Source organism: Burkholderia sp. Ax-1724 (genome assembly GCF_011752995.1).
Taxonomy (GTDB): domain Bacteria; phylum Pseudomonadota; class Gammaproteobacteria; order Burkholderiales; family Burkholderiaceae; genus Paraburkholderia.
Genome location: NZ_VWWL01000004.1, coordinates 334,939 through 356,733 on the forward strand (window position 1 = coordinate 334,939; position 21,795 = coordinate 356,733).

General features: G+C 59.4%; 22 protein-coding genes. 9 read left to right on the forward strand and 13 right to left on the reverse strand.

Going from position 1 to position 21,795, the window contains the following annotated elements; translation table 11 throughout:
- Window positions 1-3 precede the first annotated feature (3 nt).
- Entirely contained in the window at window positions 4-1,740 is a 1,737-nt protein-coding gene (locus F3J19_RS07310) for an iron ABC transporter permease (protein WP_345891006.1), read from the reverse strand.
- Between the two features lie 312 nt (window positions 1,741-2,052).
- On the opposite strand from F3J19_RS07310, the gene F3J19_RS07315 reads away from it, so the two are divergent.
- Window positions 2,053-3,864 (forward strand): ethanolamine ammonia-lyase reactivating factor EutA, encoded by a 1,812-nt coding sequence (locus tag F3J19_RS07315; RefSeq protein WP_167039264.1) that lies wholly within the window; start codon window positions 2,053-2,055, stop codon window positions 3,862-3,864.
- Between the two features lie 21 nt (window positions 3,865-3,885).
- On the opposite strand, the gene nikR is transcribed toward F3J19_RS07315, so the two are convergent.
- Complete coding sequence (nikR, locus tag F3J19_RS07320; RefSeq protein WP_167039266.1) at window positions 3,886-4,320, reverse strand: nickel-responsive transcriptional regulator NikR; 435 nt, start codon at window positions 4,318-4,320, stop codon at window positions 3,886-3,888.
- A 197-nt stretch (window positions 4,321-4,517) separates the two neighbouring features.
- Here nikR and F3J19_RS07325 point away from each other — a divergent pair, with 197 nt between their 5' ends.
- Together F3J19_RS07325 and F3J19_RS07330 are read left to right on the forward strand one after the other, a co-directional pair.
- Complete coding sequence (locus F3J19_RS07325; RefSeq protein ID WP_167039268.1) at window positions 4,518-5,567, forward strand: HoxN/HupN/NixA family nickel/cobalt transporter; 1,050 nt, start codon at window positions 4,518-4,520, stop codon at window positions 5,565-5,567.
- A gap of 59 nt (window positions 5,568-5,626) precedes the next feature.
- On the forward strand, window positions 5,627-6,694 hold the full coding sequence (locus tag F3J19_RS07330; protein WP_167039348.1) for a porin: 1,068 nt from the start codon (window positions 5,627-5,629) through the stop codon (window positions 6,692-6,694).
- A 147-nt stretch (window positions 6,695-6,841) separates the two neighbouring features.
- Here the strand turns inward: F3J19_RS07330 and F3J19_RS07335 are convergent, their stop codons facing one another.
- From F3J19_RS07335 to F3J19_RS07345, 3 genes are all read right to left on the reverse strand, one after another.
- Window positions 6,842-7,375, reverse strand: a complete 534-nt coding sequence (locus F3J19_RS07335; RefSeq protein WP_167039270.1) for a chromate transporter — start codon at window positions 7,373-7,375, stop codon at window positions 6,842-6,844.
- Window positions 7,376-7,945, reverse strand: coding sequence for a chromate transporter (locus F3J19_RS07340; protein ID WP_167283610.1), 570 nt, complete (start codon window positions 7,943-7,945; stop codon window positions 7,376-7,378).
- A gap of 196 nt (window positions 7,946-8,141) precedes the next feature.
- On the reverse strand, window positions 8,142-9,431 hold the full coding sequence (locus F3J19_RS07345; protein WP_167039274.1) for an aromatic ring-hydroxylating dioxygenase subunit alpha: 1,290 nt from the start codon (window positions 9,429-9,431) through the stop codon (window positions 8,142-8,144).
- Between the two features lie 152 nt (window positions 9,432-9,583).
- Between F3J19_RS07345 and F3J19_RS07350 the strand changes: the two genes are divergently transcribed.
- Window positions 9,584-9,910, forward strand: coding sequence for a non-heme iron oxygenase ferredoxin subunit (locus F3J19_RS07350; protein WP_167039276.1), 327 nt, complete (start codon window positions 9,584-9,586; stop codon window positions 9,908-9,910).
- 79 nt (window positions 9,911-9,989) lie between these two features.
- Here the strand turns inward: F3J19_RS07350 and F3J19_RS07355 are convergent, their stop codons facing one another.
- The 6 genes from F3J19_RS07355 to F3J19_RS07375 all read right to left on the reverse strand — a co-directional run bounded on the left by F3J19_RS07355 (window position 9,990) and on the right by F3J19_RS07375 (window position 14,285).
- A complete protein-coding gene (locus F3J19_RS07355; RefSeq protein WP_167039278.1) occupies window positions 9,990-10,925 on the reverse strand; it encodes a GTP-binding protein in 936 nt (311 codons plus the stop codon).
- Window positions 10,926-10,944: 19 nt separating this feature from the next.
- Window positions 10,945-11,625 carry a class II aldolase/adducin family protein gene (locus F3J19_RS07360; RefSeq protein WP_167039280.1) on the reverse strand — a complete coding sequence of 227 codons (681 nt, stop codon included), beginning with the start codon at window positions 11,623-11,625 and terminating at the stop codon, window positions 10,945-10,947.
- 5 nt (window positions 11,626-11,630) lie between these two features.
- Window positions 11,631-11,954, reverse strand: a complete 324-nt coding sequence (locus F3J19_RS32555; protein WP_345891009.1) for an ABC transporter permease subunit — start codon at window positions 11,952-11,954, stop codon at window positions 11,631-11,633.
- Window positions 11,846-12,358, reverse strand: coding sequence for a hypothetical protein (locus tag F3J19_RS32560; protein WP_240158806.1), 513 nt, complete (start codon window positions 12,356-12,358; stop codon window positions 11,846-11,848). The genes F3J19_RS32555 and F3J19_RS32560 overlap by 109 nt, the downstream gene beginning before the upstream one ends.
- Before the next feature lie 62 nt (window positions 12,359-12,420).
- A complete protein-coding gene (locus F3J19_RS07370; RefSeq protein ID WP_167039282.1) occupies window positions 12,421-13,224 on the reverse strand; it encodes an ABC transporter ATP-binding protein in 804 nt (267 codons plus the stop codon).
- 17 nt (window positions 13,225-13,241) lie between these two features.
- The gene (locus tag F3J19_RS07375) at window positions 13,242-14,285 is read right to left on the reverse strand and encodes an ABC transporter substrate-binding protein (RefSeq protein ID WP_205998860.1); all 1,044 of its coding nucleotides are present in this window, start codon (window positions 14,283-14,285) and stop codon (window positions 13,242-13,244) included.
- Window positions 14,286-14,607: 322 nt separating this feature from the next.
- On the opposite strand from F3J19_RS07375, the gene F3J19_RS07380 reads away from it, so the two are divergent.
- From F3J19_RS07380 to F3J19_RS07400, 5 genes are all read left to right on the forward strand, one after another.
- A complete protein-coding gene (locus F3J19_RS07380) occupies window positions 14,608-15,414 on the forward strand; it encodes an IclR family transcriptional regulator (RefSeq protein ID WP_167039284.1) in 807 nt (268 codons plus the stop codon).
- Between the two features lie 31 nt (window positions 15,415-15,445).
- On the forward strand, window positions 15,446-16,468 hold the full coding sequence (locus F3J19_RS07385; RefSeq protein WP_345891007.1) for a 2Fe-2S iron-sulfur cluster-binding protein: 1,023 nt from the start codon (window positions 15,446-15,448) through the stop codon (window positions 16,466-16,468).
- 27 nt (window positions 16,469-16,495) lie between these two features.
- Entirely contained in the window at window positions 16,496-17,488 is a 993-nt protein-coding gene (locus F3J19_RS07390; protein ID WP_167039288.1) for an ABC transporter substrate-binding protein, read from the forward strand.
- Between the two features lie 66 nt (window positions 17,489-17,554).
- A complete protein-coding gene (locus tag F3J19_RS07395) occupies window positions 17,555-18,934 on the forward strand; it encodes an MFS transporter (RefSeq protein WP_167039290.1) in 1,380 nt (459 codons plus the stop codon).
- A gap of 174 nt (window positions 18,935-19,108) precedes the next feature.
- A complete protein-coding gene (locus F3J19_RS07400; protein WP_240158804.1) occupies window positions 19,109-19,528 on the forward strand; it encodes a hemerythrin domain-containing protein in 420 nt (139 codons plus the stop codon).
- Between the two features lie 134 nt (window positions 19,529-19,662).
- Here F3J19_RS07400 and F3J19_RS07405 read toward each other — a convergent pair whose 3' ends face one another.
- On the reverse strand, window positions 19,663-20,445 hold the full coding sequence (locus F3J19_RS07405) for a DotU family type IV/VI secretion system protein (protein ID WP_167039294.1): 783 nt from the start codon (window positions 20,443-20,445) through the stop codon (window positions 19,663-19,665).
- Window positions 20,442-21,788 carry a type VI secretion system baseplate subunit TssK gene (gene tssK, locus F3J19_RS07410; RefSeq protein ID WP_167039296.1) on the reverse strand — a complete coding sequence of 449 codons (1,347 nt, stop codon included), beginning with the start codon at window positions 21,786-21,788 and terminating at the stop codon, window positions 20,442-20,444. Before tssK ends, F3J19_RS07405 begins: the two co-directional genes overlap by 4 nt.
- Between the last annotated feature and the right edge of the window lie 7 nt (window positions 21,789-21,795).

Sequence of the window (21,795 nt, forward strand, 5' to 3'; positions counted from 1 at the left end):
GGTTCAGACCGATTTCACGCCGAATTTGCTGCCCACCCACTGCGCGAGCGATACCAGCGCGAGCAAGCCAATCGCGAACATCACGCTTAACGCCGACAGTTCGACGTATTGCCCGTTTTGCCACAGTTCCCACACCACGACGGAAATCGTTTCGCTACCGGGGCTGTACAGCAGGATCGAAGCGGACAATTCGCGGATCGATACGATGAACACATAAATCCAGCCGCCCATCAGACCCGGTTTGAGCAGCGGCAAAACGATACGAAAGAACGTCGTGCCCCAGCCGGAACCGCACATCTCCGCCGATTCTTCCAGTTCCTTCGACAACTGAACCATCGAGGTCTGCGTATAACGCATGCCGTACGGCATGAATCGCGTGATGTATGCGATCAGGAGAATCCACAACGTGCCGTAGATGCCGACGTTGACGTTCAGGAAGAAGATCATGAATGCCAGGCCCAATACGAGGCCCGGAAACACCATCGGAAGCGATGCGAGGTTATCGAGCAACCAGCGGCCCCGAATCTTCGTTTTGATCACGATCCAGCACACGATTGCGGAAAGCAGCATCACGCCCGTTGCGCAGGAAAACCCGAGAATCAGGCTGTTGCCGACGGCTTCCTTAAGTTCCGGATAGCTGAATATGTAGCGGTACGAGTCGAGCGTCAGGTGGCGCAGCGCTTCCATCGACGGCGGCGCATAGAACTTCTGGAACGACGACCATAGCAGAACGAGCAGAGGCAGCACCACGATCACAAGCGCATACAGCACGAAGATTGCCGCGGTGAGATAGCGCCATGCGCCAAGGTCGATGGTGCGTGCGCGGAACGCTTTGCCGGTGACCGTCGTGAATTTGCCGCCCTTGGCCAGCAGGCGGCTCTGGACGAAGATGCCGACCGACGTGATGAGCAGCAGGATGGTGGAATAGGAAGAGGCCAGCCCGGTCGGTGTCGGATATTGCTGCAGTGCTTCGTAAATCGACGACGTGAGTACCTGAATTTTTACCGGCAGGCCGATCAGCGCAGGCACTTCGAACGATTCGACCGCGCGCACGAACAGGATCAGCACCGTCGAAACGATGGCCGGCACTGCGAGGCGAAACGTGATGCTGAACGTCGTCCTGAACAGGCTTGCGCCGCTCATGATGGCGGATTCTTCCAGCGACGGGTCCATGCCGCGAAACGCTGCCGACATCAGCAGGAACGCCATGGGCGAGTATTGCAAGCCGTCGATCCAGATCATCCCGCCCATACTGTAGATATTGAGCGGCGGATGCGAAAGGCCGAGCCAGTGCATCAGCGCAACGTTCAGCACGCCGATCTTCGGGCTGGCAAGCAGAATCCAGGCAATCGTGAAGAGGATCGCCGGATTGATGAGCGGAACGATCGTCACGATCGAAAAAAAACGCCGCAAGGGCGTATTGGTACGCTCGTTGATCCAGGCAAGACCCGAGCCGAGAACGAACGAAACGAGTGCGGCACCAATGGCGAATTCCACCGAATTCGCGAAAGCCGACCAGGAGTCCGCGCTACCGAATGCAATCCGGTAATTGTCGAGGGTAAATACCGATGACGTATCCGCTCCCTGCGGCGTCATGAAGCTCTGCCATAACAGGAAACAAAGGGGAATCAACGCCAGCACCGCGACGATGAAGATTGCGCTGCCGATCACCAGCCATTTCGAGTCGAACCGCTTCCAGAACCGGGGCGGCGTATTGGTGACATCAAGTTGAAGCTCCACCAACTGTCTCCTTAGATAACTTCATTTCCGTTGTTCCTTTATATAGAACACCGTTTCTATATGAAGGTGCAGTTGCCGTATTGGGCGCGTCTGCTTGATTTTTGTCAAGATGTAAGGGGATCGGGTTAGCCCTAGTGTGGGCGGTTCTATTGATTGCTGCGCCGCGTTTTTTGCCGCGCAGCCAATAAGCGATGCCGGTATTTAAAGGGGAACAATTCTTTTATGCGGAGAGTCGTTCCATTTTCAGCTACTACCGTTCCATAAGCTACGGTATGATCGCTGTACAAATGCCCTACAAACCGGAGACGCCCCATGCCGAACGATGCAAACGTTCATTCGCTTGACGATCACCTGTACGGTTACGACCCTAACCACGAGCACGGTGACGATGCCGATCATGATCACGACCACGATTTCGCCGAGTCCGAAACGAATCAGGAGGCCATGTGGCTGCTCGATAACGTCGTGCTCAATAGCGTCGGTATCGATATCGGTTCGTCGGGCACGCAACTCGTGTTCTCGCGTATTCATATGCGGCGCATTGCTGAAGAACTCTCGAGCCGTTACATCATCGTGGGGCGCGAACCGATTTATCAGAGCCCGATTTCGCTCACGCCGTATCTGAGCGAAACGCAGATGGATACGCAGGCGCTCGAACGCATCGTGGCCGCGGCCTACAAGGAAGCCAATCTCGGTCCGGACGATATCGATACCGGTGCCGTGATCCTCACCGGTGAAGCGCTGCGTCGCGAGAACAGCGAAGGCATTGCGGATATGCTCGCGGAACAGGGCGGCGAATTCGTCTGCGCGGCTGCCGGGCACCACATGGAAGCCATGCTGGCCGTGTATGGTTCGGGCGCGGCCAGGTATTCTCACGAGCACAAAAAGCGCGTGCTCAATGTCGACATCGGCGGCGGCACGACCAAGCTGGGTCTGGTCGATTCCGGCAACGTGATCGGCACGGCCGCGGTTCATCTCGGCGGACGATTGATCGTGACGGACCAGCAAGGGCGCATCACGCGTCTCGACCCGGCAGGCAAGGAACATGCTCGGGCGGCCGGATTTGCCTGGGAAATCGGCACGCAGACGACGCGCGAGCAACTTGCGCAGGTTGCCGACTGGATGGCGCAGACGCTTATGCGTGTGCTGAGCGAACGCTTCACCGCGGAAGATCTGAATTCACTGTTCCTGACCGATCCGATTGCCGATTTGGGCAAGCCGGATGGTCTGATCTTCTCGGGTGGTGTCGGCGAATATGTCTACGAGCGCGAAACGCGGGACTTCCTCGATCTCGGGAAACTTTTCGGTTCCGCCGTGCGTCGGCGCCTGCTTGCCAATGAAGTGCCGTGGACGCTGCTGCCGGCCATCGAGTGCATTCGCGCGACGGTTCTCGGCGCGTCCGAATACAGCATCCAGCTGAGCGGCAACACGACTTTCATTTCGAATCCGCGCAATCTGCTGCCGCGCAAGAATATGCCGGTCGTGCCGATCGAAGAGCGCATGCCCGAAGTGATCGACCCGGCGGCGATCGTCGAGTCGCTGCGCAAGAGCTTCCAGCGCTACGACCTGAAAGAGGGGGAACGCGACGTGGCAATCGTGGTGCGCTGGGCGGGGCCGCCGGAATATTCGCGGCTGTCGGCACTCGCGCGCGGGCTGATCGACGCAAATCCGTCGACCATCGCTGCCGGCAAGCCGCTCTACGTTATCGCCGATGGCGACATTGCCAATTCGCTCGGCAACTTGCTGCGCGAAGCACTGGACGGAAACGACCTGTTCGTGATCGATGGCGTTTCGCTGCGAGGGCTCGATTACGTCGATCTGGGCCGCATCCGCATGCCGTCACGCACCGTTCCCGTTACGGTCAAATCGCTGGTGTTCAGCGAAGACCCGAGCCTGCACGGTAAATCCGATGCGTCCGAATGGCATGCGCACGAGGATGGCACCGTACATCGTCACCACCACCCTGTAACCGCCGGCAAGCATCAACATCACGATCATGCACACGCACACGGCCATCACCATCATCACGATCATGATCATAGCCACGGCGCTGATCACGGGCATCACCACCATGGGGATCACGCGCATGACCACTCGCACGGCCACCCGCACAAGCACGACTAACGGCTAAAGCAACCCACGCCGTCACACGTGCAGATGCTCGTGTGACGGCGCACTCTCTCCCATCAGCGGCATCAGATGCAGGTTGCTGTTGCGCACGCCACGCTGCGACGCAAGCGACCATGCGAATTGCTGAATCGTACCCACTTCACCGCGTAGCACGATCGTTTCCAGGCAATTGTCGTGGTCGAGATAGATGCGATTGCTGCTGACGATCAGCGCGTGCCGTTCGTGATACGCATCCGACAGGCGCTGCGCGAGTTCGCGTACGCCGTGCTCGAACACGATCGTCAACGTGCCGATACATTGCACGTGGGCGTCAGCCAACAACTCCTTTGAACGATGGGCACGCAGGATGTCGCGCAGCGCTTCCGAGCGGCTGTTGTAGGCGTGCCGCTTCATCGTGTCGTCGAGCATCGCGAGCAGGAAATCGTCAATCGTAATCGTGATGCGTTGCATGTCGGCTATCCATTTCGCGCCAATTGCGTCTTGACACCACCATAGCATAGCCCGCATTATTCTCGCAAAGCGTTCCAGATAAAGATTCGATGTTCTTTTATAAGGAACGGCTGGATGTGGTCGGGAGTATGAGGATTCTTTAGAAAAGTATGAGCGATGTGCGATCCGCGCATGGCGATCTTTCGGTGGAGACGTGAATGATTCGATTTCTGAAATTCCTGTTCAACGATGCCGGCCCGAATATTCGAGGCCGTATTGCCGCGATGTATGCGCTTCTCGCGGTATTCAATCTCGGCGCATGGGCGTGGGCATTCATTGCGTTTCATGGGCAGCCGGTGCTGCTCGGCACGGCCTTTCTCGCCTACAGCTTCGGGCTGCGTCACGCGGTCGACGCCGACCATATCGCCGCTATCGACAATTCGACGCGCAAGCTCATGCAGGAAGGGCAGCGGCCGGTGACGGTGGGTTTCATGTTCTCGCTGGGTCATTCGACTATCGTGATCGCCGCAACCGCTGCGATTGCGGCGACGGCCATGACGCTGCAACACCGCTTCGAGGCATTTCATGAAATTGGCGGCGTGATCGGCACGCTGGTGTCGGCCGTCTTCCTGTTCGTGATCGCCGCGATCAATCTCATCGTGCTGAAATCCGTGGTCGCTACCTTCATGCGCGTGCGCCGGGGCGAGCGTTACGATGAAGAAGATCTCAATCTGCTGCTCGCCAATCGCGGCCTGCTCGCGCGCATTTTCAAACCGATGTTCCGGCTGATTACGCGCGGCTGGCATATGTACCCGCTCGGCGTGCTCTTCGGGCTCGGCTTCGATACGGCATCCGAAATCGGCTTGCTCAGTGTTTCGGCAACCCAGGCATCACATGGCGTGCCTATCTGGTCGATCATGGTGTTCCCGGCGCTGTTCACGGCAGGCATGTCGCTTATCGATGCGACGGATAGCATCCTGATGCTGGGCGCGTACGGCTGGGCGTTCATGAAGCCGATCCGCAAGCTCTACTACAACATGACGATTACGTTGGTATCGGCGGTTGTCGCAATCGGCGTTGGTGGAGTAGAAGCACTCGGGCTGATCGCCGACAAGCTGCATCTGAGCGGTGCGTTCTGGGATGAAATCGGCGCGATCGGTGACAACTTCGGGATGGTCGGCTACGCGATCATCGGATTGTGCGCGTTTATCTGGCTGGCCTCGACCCTCGTCTACAAATGGCGGCGTTTCGACGAAGTGGAGGTGTAAGCACGATGGCAGAACGACACAATAAATATCGTCCCCAAAGCATCGCCCGCCTTGGCCTGATGGCGGCACTTGCCGCGGCCGGCTCGAACGCATTGGCTCAAAGCAGCGTGACGCTGTACGGTGAAATCGATGCTAGCGCCGTTTGGCTGAACCGTGTCGATGGCGGGCATCAATTCAAGCTGGCATCGGGTCTGATCGACGGCAGTTTTTGGGGCCTGCAGGGTTCTGAAGACCTGGGCGGCGGTAATCGGGCCATCTTTCGTCTCGAACGTGGTTTCAGCGTCACGACCGGTGCCGATCAGAACGACCATCCGTATTACGTGGGCCTCGAGAACGACGGATATGGCACGCTGACGCTCGGGCATCAATACGATTCCATCCACGACTACCTTGCCCCGTTCACGCTGACGGGCGGCAATGGCGGTACGGCGTTCGCGCATCCATTCGACAACGACAACGCGAATAATTCATGGCTCGCGCGCAACTCGATCAAATACGCCAGCTCATCGTTTGGCGGACTGAGTTTCGGCGGGATGTATGCGTTCTCCAATGCGGCGGGGCGGTTTGCCGACAATCGCGCCTATAGCATCGGCGCGAATTATGGCAGCGGCGATTTCAACGCCGGTGCGGCCTGGCTGCATGCGAACGGGCGGGGCAACACGGAAAGCGGCGCTTACGATGCAGTAACGTTGCCGGGCGCGAGTCGCAGTACGTTCGATGCTGCTGTGCAGGCACAAAACACTTTCGGTGTCGGTGCCAGCCAGGCGTTCGGTCCGGTCACGCTGGCAGCATCCTGGACGCGCTCGATTTATAGCGGCATAACCGACACGGAAACGGGGCAAGCCGCGCGATCCGTCGCCTTCGGCAACTACGAGGTCAACGGAACGTGGCAAGCAAGCGCCGCGTTGTCGCTCAGCGGCATGTACACGTATACGAAGGGTACGGGCGCACATTGGAATCAGGGCGCGCTGCAGGCCGATTACATCCTGTCGAAGCGTACCGATACCTACGTCGAAGCAGTCTATCAGCGTGCCTCGGCTGACGCGCCGGCCGTCATCAACTCGATGATGCCTTCGGGCGGAAGCAGCCAGTTATTGCTCGCGGCGGGTATTCGCCATCGCTTCTGAAGCGGCGTTCCTGGTGCGCGTTCCCGGTGCTTCACCCGGGAAGCTGGGCGGTTCAGGAATCCCGGTCGGTTCAATGAAAAAACCCCGGGAGTCGGATCGATGTCCGACTCCCGGGGTTTCAGTTTATCCGCCGTCTGTTCGGTTCTATCAGAGCGGCACGTAGAACACGGCTACGTAGATTAGCGCTACGGCCGACATCAGAATGTACGGATTGAGCTTGGTGAAGTAGACGACGCAGGCTGCAATAGCCGTTGTTGCCCACGCGAGCGTGGTTGCGTGCATGGATTCCATCACGGCCACGGCCCCGGCGAAAATCAGACCGACCGCCACCGGTGCCAGCCCGCGCTCGATGGCGCGACGCCAACGCGTGCCTTCGCTCTTATGCCAGAACAGCGTGACGACCACGAATACCACCGATGACGGGATATACATCGCGAGCGTCGCCACGATCGCGCCTGTAAAGCCCTCCAGATGCCAGCCGATCAACGCGGAAATCAGGGTGGTCGGCCCGGGAGAGACGCGGGAGATAGCGAAGAGGTCCGCGAATTCCTGACCCGACAGCCAGTGGTAGACCGACACACTTTGATGCTGGACATCGGCAATGATGGTTTGGCCGCCGCCGAACGACAACGCGGAAAGCGGCGCGAACAGAAGAACGATTCTTAGCAGGACGTTAGCCATTTAGTTTTCCATAGCAGCGCAAATGATACTGAGCGGGACGAGTACGAGCACGACAGGCACGGTAGGCCAATGCAGCACGCCGACGGTGACGAAGGCGACCATGGCAAACACATAGCGGAGCAGTTTGCGCTCGACGCGCACCGCAACCTTGGCACCCATCGAGAACGTCGCGCCAACGCCGGCAGCGGCAATGCCGAGCAGCAGAAAGTGGGTGAGCGGATAGCCCGAGAGACGCGTATAGAGCACCGCCAATACGAGCACGACGACAAGAGCAGGCAAGATCATGCCGATCGCGCCAACGAGCGCACCGAGCGGCCCACGCAGACGCTGGCCGACATAAAGCGAGACATTGACCGGGTTTGCGCCGGGCATGACTTGCGAGAGGGTCATGCCCGCGACGAAGGCATCGTTATCCATCCATTTGCGCTCCTCCACGACGGCTCGATAGGCCCATGCGGCAGTGCTGCCGCCGAACGACATCACGCTGATGCGCACGAAGGCGGTGAATATGTCCCATAACGCGACGTTTTGAGCCGCGGGCGCGGCAGCGGATTCTTCAAGGGTAGACATGGCATGAAGTGGACAGAGGGTTGATGTATGTTCCGTATAAGGGAACTTCGTTCCTATTTAATTGCTATTTTTAGCACGCTGACGATTTGCCGGGCAACCAGGTTTTACGCGACCTCGGCGCCCGTCGTGTTACGGAAAATAAAAAAGCGCTGTGTCCATCGGAGCACAGCGCTTTGAGCGGCGGAGCTATAGGGGCTCAGATCGATTGCTGCTTCTTGCCTTCTTCCGCGACCATCGCATCGTGTGCGCCTTCGCTGAACGGCGTTTCACGCTTCAGCAGAATCGCGACCGAGCGAACCTTCTGCGACTCCGGATCGCGGCCCGGCGGCAGCGTGCCGTTCTCGGCGAGTGCGCGCGCCGACTTCATGATCCGGCTGCGCATCATGATGATGCCGTTGTCGGTGCCTACGAGGTTTTCCCTCGTGCGATCCTGAATCGGCCCCATGCTTTCCTGCAGCGAGGCATCCTGCATGGCGATGCCTTCGACACCGCTGTACGCGGTGCCTGCCCTTTGCGCCGCACGGTCCATCAGGTAGTTGTTCGTCTTGTTCTGCTCGGGAACGTAGTTGCTGCCTGGCACATAGCGCACGTGGATGCCCTTGCCTTCCTTCATCGCCCGCACTTCGCCTTCCGTTAGCGCGCGCGTCGGATGGTAATCGAAGCTCCATGCCCAGCAGTGGTGATCGTCGATCGGCACCCAGAAGTGGCCGTGCATCGGGTGATCGCCGCGCGGCGGAACCATCGTGAAGCAAGGCATGACCCACGGCGTGATACGCCAGTAATACTGATCGTCCTCGGCATTGCGACGCACGCCGATTGAGAGACCGCCCGACGCCTCGACCACCTCGAACACCGGAGCCAGGTCGTTCAGGTTGTACTGGTTGCCCTTCGAGCCCTTGAACAGCGGGTCGGAGTTGAGGCTGCCGCTATGCAGGAACGAGACGTGGCTCGAATCGATGCCGCCTTCGAGCGCCTGCAACCAGTTGCATTCCTGAATCCGCTTGCTCATGAACGACTGGCGTGCCGGCACGGTCGAGAATTCCCATGCGGGCAGGGGCGGCTGCTGATCGGCCGGTCCCATGTAGACCCAGATGACGCCGCCCTGTTCGACGAGCGGATACGACTTCAGTTTGATTCTCTGCGCGTAGCCGCTTTCCTGCGCTTCGGACGGTACCTCGACGCACTGACCGGTCACGTCGTATTTCCAGCCGTGATACGGGCAGCGAATGCCGCCTTCCTCGTTGCGGCCGAACCACAGCGACACGCCACGGTGTGCGCAGAATTCATCGATCAGGCCCAGCTTGCCTGCCGAATCGCGGAACGCAAGCATCCGTTCCGAAAGCAATTGCAGGCGAACCGGTTCGCCGCCAGGTTGCTCGAGTTCTTCCGACAGAAGCGCCGGCAGCCAGTAACGGCGGAACAGTTCGCCCATCGGCGTGCCGGGGCCGGTTTGTGTGACGAGATCGTTTTGTTCTTTTCTCAACATGGTAGGAGCCTCAGGGTTGCTGTTGTTGCGCGACGCAGTTTGGTACGGTTAGCAAGCTACTTGTTTTGTTGTTCCTTTATAAGGAACGATGTTCAAAAATTGAGAACAAAGTTATCATCGGACCCACAACATGTCAACGATGGAGATTCCCTATGAGTCACGCTTGCGCATTTGCTCACCTCTGCCACGCTGGAGACGTTGCCGAGGGTAAAGCGATCAAGGTCGAGAAGAACGGCCTGACGCTCGCCGTATTCAATATCCAGGGCGAATATTTCGTCACGGATGACACCTGTACGCATGGTCCGGGCTCGTTGTCGGAGGGCTATATCGATGGCGATACGGTGGAATGTGATTTCCACAACGGCTCGTTCAATATCAAGACCGGCGAGGTGGTCGCGCCGCCTTGCATGATTCCGCTCAAGACGTACAAGACGCGCGTTGAAGACGGCGTGGTCGTGATCGAAACGGATGGCGAATGAAATCGATGCGCCAGGCGTGTTTAAAAATACCTGGCGCATACCTTCATGCTGCGTTCGAGCGTTCGTGAGTACACAGCTCCTAATTTCTCTTCACGATCAAGGTCAGGCCGCTTTTCACGCCTGCCATATTTGATGTCGCCTCGGTAATCTGCGCGAACCGGTCGCCCAGCACGAATTGCACGATGACGGGTGAACGGCCATTTTTCAGGCGCACACAGCCCTTCAGGCGCAAAAGCGATTTGTCGTACTGCGAGGTGAGTTCGCGCAGGCGTGCACACAGCGCGCCGCTATCCGGCACGTCGTCCATTGCAACGAACCGCGTAATCGCCCCGTGCGTACGGGTCAAGCGCGAAAGAGGCACACCCGGAACGGTGATGCGTTCGGCGCGCTTCACAGGCCGCGAAGGCGGCGTAAGCGCCTCATGTAGCCGGAGATTGCCGTTAGCGGAACGAAGAATGTGCGAACCCGCGTAATAGTTGCCTATGAGCGATTCCGCAGCGTCGATTTCCGGCGGCTCGGCAATATCCGTGTGAGTGAGGATCACCGTGTCGGCGCCTTGCAGCTGCGCACGCGCCTCGTCGAAGCGTGCGAGCGTATTGGCCGCGTGATGCGCCGCAATCGTCGTGAACGTACCGGCGATGCGGTAGCGCTCTTTCACGAGCGAATTCAGACTCAGAGCTGCAATCAGCGGACCCGGATCGGCAAGCCCGGTCGTTTCGATCACGACCATGCCGAAGCGGGGGATGCTGCGATGCAGGCGTGCCCAGAATAGCGTTTCAAGCGCTTCGTTCAGCGCCGGCAGCCCGTTGCAACATACGCACGCGTCCGCGAGCAGCGTCGAGGTATCGCCTGCAAATCCCAGCGTCGCATGATCGAGGCCGATTTCACCAATCTCGTTGACGATAAGTGCCGCGTTCGAAAACGGCGTTTCCTTCATCCAGCGGGCGAGCAGCGTCGACTTGCCGCTGCCGAGAAAGCCGGTCATGACATAGATGGGTATGCGTTCGTGATGCATGTTCGACGGCCGGATTCCGTTACGCGCGGAGCTTGCCGGCGTGGTAGTCCCACACTTTTTGCAGCAGGTTCGGTTTCCACAGATTGCGGCTGATCGTTTCGACCTGCTCGGGAGAAAGAACCATCGGTTCGCCGATTTGCTGCGCAAGATACTGACGATGCGCGTTCTCTTCGAGATAGAACGCGAGCACGAACGTTTCCAGAATGCCTTCGGCCGCAATGACCGCGCCGTGCGATTTGAGCATGGCGACGCGATGTGCGCCGAGGCATTCCGCGAGTTCTTCACCGAGCGGCTTTTTGTTGATCGAAGCCGTCTTCGGGAACTGCTGAATTTCGCCGAGCACCGACGCCTGCATGATGACCGGTTGAACGACATGGCCGGTCATGCTGAAGAGGGTGGACCAGGTCGGGTGCGTATGCACGACCGAATGGACGTCGGGGCGTTTGCGATAGATTTCCGAGTGAATGTGAAACTCCATCGGCGGGACGGCATCGCCTTCAATCAGGTTGCCGTCGAAATCGATCGTGATGATATCGTCCACAGTCAGTGCGCTACGCACCGATGCGCCCGAATTGATCAACATGCGATCTTGGCCTGGCACGCGCCAGCTGAAGTGACCGTTGAAGTCGATCACTTCGGCGCGTTCGAGCATCAGGATCGCGTCAACGAGCATGTGCTTCTGTTGCGTGTATTGACTCATCGCGTTCACTTCCAGGGAATCAGCTTGCGTTCAATTTCGTTCAGCAGCAGGGAAATGCCATAGCCAAGGATCGCAATGACAATCAGGCCGACATACATCTGCTCGACCGAAAGCAATTCCCATGCATTCCAGATCATGTAGCCAAGACCGCTCTTCGAGCCGATCATTTCGGCAATGGCGATCAGCATCAGGCCCAGACCAAAACCCAGCTTGATGCCGCTCATGATGTGCGGCACGGCGCCGGGCAATGCGATAGTGCGAAATACCTGCCATGGATTCGCGCGAAAATTGCGGCCCACGTCCAGATAGATCCTGTTGATTTCGAGCACGCCCGTCGTCGTATTGTGAGCATCGGATAAAACACGCCGATCGCGACCATCGCGATTTTCGACGCTTCGCCAAGGCCGCAAATCAGCATCAGCAGCGGAAAGATCGCACTCTTCGGAACCGGATAGGTTGCCGCAATCAGCGGTTCGAATACGGCGTGCAACGGTTTCGACAGACCGGTTGCAACGCCTAGCAGCAAGGCGGGAATGCCGCCGATCAGTCCGCCCCACAGAAGGCGCAGCAGCGTTGCCGAGGTGTTGTCCCATAGCGAGCCGTCCTTGACGAGCGCGCCGAAGGTACTGAAGATCTGCGTGGGTGCGGGGAAAAAGCGCACGTCGATAAGACCCGTCTGCGCCGCACCCTGCCATAGCAGCAGTAACAGAACGGGCGACGCAATGCTGATCATGCGATCGCGTTGCCCTTTGCTTATCTTGCGTCTCTTCGACGGCGTGGTGTCCAATAAAGTACTCATACTTTTTCACCGAGGTCGCGGGAACGCACGCGCTCGACTTCCTCGCGCAATTGGCCCCAGATGGAATAGACAAATTCGCCGTATTCCGGCTGTGCGCGCAGTTCGAGCACCGAGCGCGGGCGCTGGAACGGAACGTCGATCACGCGTTTCACGCAACCGGGCTGCGCCGTCATGATCATGATGCGATCGCCCAAGGTCGCCGCTTCGTCCACGCTGTGCGTGATGAACAACACCGTCTTGCGCGTTTCGTCCCAGATGCGCAGCAACTCTTCCTGCAGCAGCAGCTTGTTCTGTTCGTCGAGCGCCGAGAATGGCTCATCCATCAACAGGATATCCGGATCGTTCGCGAATGCACGGACGATGGAAACGCGTTGTCGCATACCGCCCGAGAGTTGATGAGGGTAGGCCTTCGCAAAACGCGTGAGGCCGGTGCGATCGAGGTAGTAGCCGACCGTCTCGCGAATTTGCGCTTTCGGCACACCGCGAAGCGCCAGCCCATAAGCCGCATTGTTGAACACCGTCATCCACGGAAACAGCGAATCGCCCTGAAAGACCATCGAATTCCCCGGCCGATTCTGCGCGGGCGAGGTGATTTCGACCGTGCCGCTCGTCGGCGCTTCGAGATTCGCGAGGATGCGCAGCAGCGTCGTCTTGCCGCAACCGGATGGCCCGACGATCATGAAAAAGCAGCCGGTCGGGATATCGAGCGAAACATTGTCGAGCGCCGTGACCTTGCCGCCTGCCGTCTCGAACGATTTCGTGAGATTCCTGAGCCGGATTTTCACGGAGGTGTCTTGCATCGTGCGTGAAGCTCCCGTTATTTCGCGCGCGGCCGGTACGGGCCCAGCGCTGTGTCTGCGGCTTCCGCAAACGACGTATCGACAACCTGGGCAACGGTGACATTGCCCTTCACGTCGCCGTGACTCTTGAAGTACGCCAGATCATTCTCGAGACTCGCGATGTTGAGCTTGCCGTCGGGATTCGTACCTTGAGGAACGATCTCGCGATAGAGCGAGGCATCCTTGATCGACGTGTACTGAGTCAGAATCGAAATCACCTCGTCCGCGTTCGGGCCGGCGATCCTGCCGTCCTTGAGCGCATCGTTGTAATCGCGCGCGGCGCGCAGATAGGCGCGCATGAATGCTCTTGCCGTGTCCGGATGCGCATGGATGAAGGTGTCCGAATAGAGCAGGACGGCGAGCTGATGATTCAGGTAAATCTGGTCGTCGCCCATCACGCGGATCGCGGCACCGCTGCGAACCGCTTGAGTCGCGGAAGGCTCGGTTGTCAACGATGCATCAACGGCCTTGTTTTCGAGCGCCATCACGTGCTGCGGAAAGCCCAGATAGACGCGCTCGACGTCGCTCGGCTTGAGGCCGGCTTTCTTGAGCGCTTCGTTCATCGTGGACGTAGAAGCGCTGCCGGTTGCACTGCCGGCAATCTTCATGCCTTTCAGGTCTGCAAGCGTTTTGTAACGACCGCTCTTAACGAGATCCGTGCGCACGAGCAACGGCTGATAACCGTAGCCCGACGGCGTCGATCCCTTGTCCGCCACGACCTTGATGCCGATGCCGCGCATGACGGCGTTATAGAGCCCCGCGGACGGCGAACCGCCCGCGACTTCCAGTTGCCCGGAGCCGAGCGGCGCAACCATTTTCGCGCCGGAATCGAACGGAATGAATTTCGCGTCGATGCCTTCGGCGCGGAAATAGCCTTTCTTGTCGGCAATGAAGAACACGACATCACTGCTTGCATCCGCAATGCCCACATGAACGGTCTGCAAGCCCGCAGCCACTGCCGCGGCCGGGCCCAGCATGAAACACATGGCCAGCGCCGCGCCCATCATCCTGATGCCTTTCACTGCCTGTCTCCTTGATTTGATCTTTGCGGCGCTCGGGTGGACTACCTCAGTTTCGATCTCCGGCGCAAGTGGTGCTCCCTTCGCTGCAACACAAAAAATGGTTCTTATATGTGGAACTATGTATGTTATAATGGAACGATTGAAGTTTCCCTTTGAACAGATGAGAAAGTCAAGGTAAACGAAAGAGACCTGGGGTTAGTCCGCATGTGTCGAGAGAGGCGGGCACCGGAACATGCGTGGTCGTGGCTATAAATAGAAGATTGCGTTCCGTGACCAGGGGGCGCTAAATTGAACGAGGATTGATAAATTGGACGCGAAGATCATGCGGAACAATGAAACGGGAATAGAAGAAGCAGAGGTGGAACAGGATGGCCCGCGCAGGCTGTCGTCGGTAACGGCGGCATTGCGGCTACTCAAGATCTTTTCGGAAGAGGAGCCCGAACTGGGCATCAGCGCATTGTCGAAGCGCATGGGTGTCGCAAAGAGCACGGTGCATCGTCTGTGCGCTGCGCTGCTTGCCGAGGGATTGCTGGAACAGAACCCGGATAACGGCCGTTATCGGCTCGGCGTCCAGTTGTTCACGCTCGGCGCGCTCGTGCGCCGACGCTTCGACGTAACGAAACAGGCGCTGCCGTTCCTGCACGTGTTGCGCAAACAGACGGACGAAACCGTACAACTCGCGATTCTCGACGACACGAGCGTCGTTTACATGTTCAACCTCGAAAGCGAACAGGCGATCCGCATGCGCTCGTATATCGGTGTGCGCAAACCCGCCTGCTATACCGCGGAAGGGCATGTACTGCTCGCCTCCAGCACGCCGGACGTCGTTTCGCGCGCGCTCAAGCAAGGACTCGTTGCCCGCACGCCCAAGACGAACACGGATACGCAGGTGTTTCTGAAAACGCTCGAGGACGTGCGTCGAGAGGGTTATGCGATCGATGATGAGGAGTCTGAAGTAGGCATGCGCGGTATTGCCGCGCCCGTGCGTGACACGACGGGCCATGTTGTTGCGGCGATCGGCTTCGGCGGCCCCGTACAACGTCTCACGAAGAAGGCGCTGCGCGCGGCGGTGCCGCATTTGATCGCCGCCGCCGAAGGCATTTCCGCAACTCTCGGCTATCACCCTTGAGATAGCCCATCAGGACATGGAAGAGACACTTGTGAATAACCATAAACATCGCATCACACTCGCGGGCACGGAGCAGTCTTTCGAATGCGGTAGCGATGACGTGCTGTTGCGAGCGGCCCTGCGTAATGACATCGCGTTCCCGTACGAGTGCAACGTAGGCGCGTGCGGCAATTGCAAATTCGAACTGATCGAAGGCGACGTCGACGCCCGGTGGCCCGAGGCACCGGGGTGGACCGCGAAGGATCGCGAACGCCGTCGTTATCTCGGCTGCCAGAGCATGCCGCGCGGCGATTGCACGATCAAGATGCGCCCGAGTCAGCACTACGCGCCTATTCATCAACCGAAACGCGTCACGGGCACGTTCACGTCGTGCCGCCCGGTCACGCACGATATCGGCGAATTCCGTTTCGAGCTTGCGGACGAGATGCGCTTCGAGCCGGGGCAATACGCATTGCTCACGCTACCCGGCGTCAACGGGCAGCGGGCCTATTCGATGAGCAACATCGTGCAAGGCCCGAATGCCAAGGTGCTCGATTTTCAGGTGCGCCGCGTACCGAACGGCCAGGGCAGCAACGCGCTGTTCGACATGCTGGCGAAGGGCGAACAGATCGAGATCGACGGTCCCTACGGCATGGCCTATCTGCGCCGGGACGTGAAGCGCGACATTCTGTGTCTTGCGGGCGGTTCGGGCCTTGCCCCGATGATTTCCATCGCGCGCGGCGTTGCGGCAGACCCGGACATGCAGGGCGTCAAACTGCACTTCCTGTACGGCGGCCGTACGCCACGCGACGTGTGCGGACGCGACATGCTCGAAGTACTCGAAAATTTCGGCAAGCACCTTCATTTCGACGCGGCCGTTTCGGATGCGGGCGGCGAGCAGTGGGACGGCCATACCGGCTTTGTGCATGAGCTGGCCGAGTCGATGTTCGGTGACGGCCTGCGCGAGATGGAAATCTATTTTGCGGGTCCGCCTGCGATGGGGCAGGCGATCCAGAAAATGCTGCTGGCACGCAAGGTGCCGTTTGGGCAGGTGCATTTCGATCAGTTCTATTAATTTTCTTCAGTCCATAAAGGAGACGGTGTGAGCAAGTTGCAGCTTTCAGTTGCGGTCGGTCCCTACGACCGTATGCGCCCCCTGGTCGATGGTGAAGTGCAGATCGAGGGCGTCGATCCGACGTTCATGTTGCAGGAACCGGAAGAAATCTTCTTTCGCGCGCTGCGTCATGCGGACTACGACATCTGCGAACTGTCGTTGAGCAGCTATTCGGTCAAGACGGCCGCGGGTACGTCGGCTTACGTTGCCATTCCGGTATTTCCGTCGCGCGCGTTTCGCCATACGTCGGTGTATGTGAACGCGAACGCGGGCATTCGCAAGCCGGAAGATCTGAAGGGCAAGCGCATCGGCGTGCCGGAATACCAGTTGACGGCAAACGTGTGGGTGCGCCTGTTCCTCGAAGAGGAGTACGGCATCAAGGCGTCGGACGTCACGTGGGTACGCGGCGGTTATGAAGACCCGACGCGCGTCGAAAAGATCAGCCTGAATCTGCCCAAGGATGTGGAACTGGTGAACGCACCCGAAGGCAAAACGATTTCCGGCATGCTCGAAGCCGGAGAAATCGATGCGCTGATCGGCCCGCGCGCACCGTCGTGTTTCGATCGCGGTTCTCCGAACGTGAAGTACCTGTTCGATGATCCGCAGGCGGAAGCCGCGGCGTGGTATCGCAAAACGAAGCTGTTCCCGATCATGCACACGCTCGGCATCCGGCGCACGCTCGTTGAGCAGCATCCGTGGCTGCCGATGTCGGTGATGAAAGCCTTCGAGAAATCGAAAGCGATCGCGCTGCACCGTCTGACCGATACGTCTGCGACGAAGGTGACGCTGCCGTTTGTCGATACCCAGCTTCGCGCCGCGCGCGAATTGATGGGCGAGGATTTCTGGCCGTACGGTTTCGCCGCGAACGAACATACGCTCAACCGGTTCCTCGCGCAGCATCACGCGGAAGGGCTGTCGAGCCGCCTGCTGGAAGCGAAGGATCTCTTCCATCCGGCGAGCCTCGAAAGCTTCAGCATTTAATCGGTCATCAGGCAACGCTGGGGGAATCCCCGGCGTTGCTGTTTTGGATCGCGTCAAAATATCATCATGCAACAGATCGCAATAGAGCAGGGCGGTTTGGCAACGAAGGAAGACGGGCTGAGCGGCAGCAAGCTGATATTCGGTGTACTGGCAATATCGCTTGCGACTGCGCTCAGTATGCTCGATAGCGTGATTGCCAACATAGCGTTGCCCACCATCACCAAGACATTGAATATCAGCCCGTCGGATTCGGTGTGGATCGTCAATGCTTACCAGCTTTCGATCATCATGACGTTGTTGCCGCTGTCGTCACTGGGTGATCGGGTCGGCTATGCGCGCATCTATATAGCCGGGCTCGTACTCTTCACGTTCGCATCGCTGATGTGCGCGATGTCGCAATCGCTCGACATGCTGATTATTTCGCGTGTCTTGCAGGGGCTAGGCGCCGCCGGCATTGGCAGCGTCAACACCGCCATCATCAAAATGATTTATCCATCGCGGCTGCTCGGGCGCGGCGTCAGTATTCATGCATCGGTCGTGTCCATTTCGACCGCCGCCGGGCCGACCATCGCGGCGGCGATCCTCTCCATTGCTACATGGCCGTGGCTGTTTGCGATCAACGTGCCGCTCGGCATTGTCACGTTCTTCGTCGGATTCAAGGCGCTGCCGCGTCCGCAGGTCTCGAAAGCATCCTATGATTATTTCAGCGCACTGCTGAATGCGGCGATGTTCGGGCTGCTCGTGATCGGCGTCGACCGGATGGGCCACAGCAACGGTATCAACGCAAGCATCGTCATCCAGCTATCCGCGGCTGCAATCTGTGCGTGGTTGCTGGTGCGTCGCGAGCGGCATCGAGCCAAGCCGCTCCTGCCGGTCGACCTGCTGCTTAAGCCGGCATTTCTGCTGGCCGTCCTGACATCCGTCTGTTCGTTCACCGCGCAAATGCTCGCGTTCGTATCGCTGCCGTTCATGCTGCAGGATGCGCTCGGACGCAGTGCGATGGAAACCGGCGCGCTCATTACACCGTGGCCGATTGCGGTCCTTTGTATCGCACCTCTGGCCGGTTCATTGTCGAATCGCATCAATGCGGGGGCGCTCGGCGGCGTCGGGCTGGCTATTCTTGCAACAGGCCTGTCGCTGCTCGCGCTATTGCCCGCACATCCCGCTTCGTTCGATATCGGTTGGCGCATGGCGGTGTGCGGGATCGGCTTCGGGCTGTTCCAGCCGCCGAATAACCGGTCGCTTCTCGCCCTTGCGCCGCCGGGACGCACCGGCAATGCCAGCGGCATGATTAGCGTGGCGCGCGTGCTCGGACAAACGTTCGGTGCCGTGCTGACAGCGTTTATATTGCTGATCGAGCCTCATCATGCAGGCGTGGTTGCGTTGATCACGGGTGCGAGTTTCGCGGCGGTTGCCGCGTGCGTCAGTCTGACTCGCCTCATATAGGCGAGTGGCTATAGAAGCGCGTTTGACGGGTCTGTGAGGGTGTTTTCTATCGCCTTCATTTTTGTTCTAGTGTCGATGGCGTTGCTTTGAGAGAAATTGATGAACACAAAAGATTTGACGCACGCATCCGCAACGGCAGACATCGAAGTACCGGTGCGGCAGAGTGATACCAGCATGGTCTGGTCGGATGCACGGCTGCTGGGCTTCACACCGATGGACGATGTGCACGAGGAATTCTATGCGGTCGCGCTACGGCTCGTGACCTGTACCGATACCACGGCGCTCGCCGCGATCGAGGACTTCGAGAAGCACGCCGTCAGTCATTTCGAGCAGGAAGACGAATGGATGCGCACGACGAATTTTCCGCCGCGTGATTGCCATATCGAAGAGCATGCGGCCGTTTTGAAATCGGTGGGCGAGGTCAAGGCGGCCGTTGCGGCGGGGCAGGCCAACGCCGAGGTCGTGCGTGATCTGGGTATGCACCTGTTTGGCTGGTTTCCCGGCCATGCGGACTATCTGGATTCCGCGCTGGCAGCGTGGATGACGAAACAGACAATGGGTGGAAAGCCTGTTGTGCTGCGGCGGACTATCTAGTCTGCAAGACCAAAGAAATGAAATGGAGCGGCGCGGCGATCGTCGGAATATGAAACGCCGCCGCCGCAATCATGCGTTGCATGTGCAACCAGAGCTGATCCGCCCCGGCCGCATGCCTGCATGCAGGCATGCATTCAAGGCAGCGAGATCGTCAGATTGGCCGACTGCGGCCCGAGCTTGATGAGCTGCGTATACGGGGCGAGCATATGCACCGTGTTATCGCGCAGCCAGGTGCTGAGGCCGAGCCAGGCAAGCAGGCCCGCCAGTGCGAATACGGTGCCGATCGACCAGAGCGGCACTTCGCGCTTGAGGCGGTGCGCGACCTGATCGGGCAGCGGCCAATGCGGCGCGAAAGGCGCGCGCTTGCCCTTGATGTGAGCGATCTCGTCGCCGAGTCGTGCCGTGAGATAGGCCAGCTTTTCCGGTCCTTCCAGAATGTACTTGCCCTGGAAGCCGAGCAGCAGGCACATATGAAAAACCTCGAGCGACTGTAGCCGCGGTGCGCCTTGCGCGCGGCACTCCTCGAGATACTGGAAGAACTTCTCGCCCGCGAGCTGCTCGCCGAACAGCGCAAGCTGCAACGGACGCCGTTCCCATTCGGTACGAATGCGGAACGACGACGCAAGCACCGATTCATCGAGGGCGGCACAGAACGCAAACTTTGCCGCGTACACGTCTTCGGCCGCGACGTTCAGCTTCTTCGCGCCGCGCTCGAAGTCGCCGAGAAACTGCTGCACGCGCGCGCCGAATTCGGGAGCGTCACCCGGTTCACGGCCGTTCTTCAGCAGGAACAGCATGAAGAAGCCGTCGTACAGCAAATCGAGCAGCGAGCGCACCTGGTAAGCCGGCTCGGCGTGAGGAGCAGGGTGATTCACGGCCGGCGCCGCGCTGCCGAAAAGAGAAGGGGCGTTGCTCATGACGTCACCGCGATCAGTTCGAGTTTGAGATCGTTAATGCCCGAAGGCGCATAGACCATGGCCGACTGCGACTGCACCATGCGCTCGAAGAGCGCGCTGCGTGCTTCCAGCGCGAAATAGCACGCGCCGGGCCGCACCGGAATGGCGGGCGGAACCTGTGGGGTGTAGACGAGCCGCACGCCCGGCATGGCCGAGAGCACGAGTTTGTCGACGTCGTCGGGGGCGCCGACCTTGAAGCGTGCCGGTACGGCCTCGACGAGATCGACCGCGGGCATGTCGGCCGACACGGCGAGATAGAACGTGGTCTTGTCGTCGATCTTGCCCGAGTCCAGGCGGCCGATATGGAACGAGGGGCGCACTTCTTCGAGCGCGATCGCGAAGTACTGCGTCGAGATAACCGTTTCGAGCAGATCGCGCAGAATCGTATCGAGGCGCGCGAAGCCGGGGCCGGGATCGTCGTGGCGATACGCGGGCAGATCGGCGAACGCGTAGCCCTTGGAGAACGTCATGAGCTGGCCGGCGAGGCGCAGCAGTTCGTGAAAGAGCCGCTCGGGATGCAGCGTCGCATGCTGATACAGATGCGCGAGCGTGGCGAACGCGCCGCTTGCCGTATGCAGCAGCCAGAACGAAGCGATGTCGCCCGAACGGAACTCGATGATGTTCTTGGTCGGCTCGCGATGAAAGCCATAGAGCGCATTGACCTTGGCCTGCAGCGCGTCGATGAGGCGGCGCAGCCGCTGGTGCAGCAGCGGGGAAGCCTCGATGGCGAGACTCGGCGGCACGAAGCTCTCGTCGACTTCGAAGCCCGAGGTCGCGGTGCGCCGCACGCGCACGATGGGCACCGAGAGCAACTGGTCGCGCGGCTCGCTGTGCGCGATCAGCTTGACGTTCGTCTTCAGGAACGTCACGTCGGCTTGCGCCGCGTCGGTGTAGTGATCGGCCACGCTCGCCTGCTCGCTCACATAGCGCGCGACGAAGCCGGCATCGCGGTCCGGTGCGTAGTTCGCGCCGGTTTCGCGCAACTGGTGCAGCGCCAGGTAGAATGTGAATTCGTTCATGCCTTCGGGCAGCGTGTCGAGCGCGACGGGCGGCGGCAGGTCGTCGGCCTGCGGTGCGCTGTAGAGCGTGCCGTCCGGAAACACGAGCGAGAGTTCGCTCAGGCGCAGCATGTTGCTGCCCAACGCGTCGTGATCGATTCGTGCCGTACGCACGCCCCAGTTATACGGTGCGACGGCCTGAATCGATTCGAACAGGCGCGCTTCGTGATAAGCGTCCTGCCGCTGGAAGTGCTGAGGCCTCAGGAAAAGGCCTTCTCCCCAAAGCACTTTCGAGGAATAACTCATGTTAAAT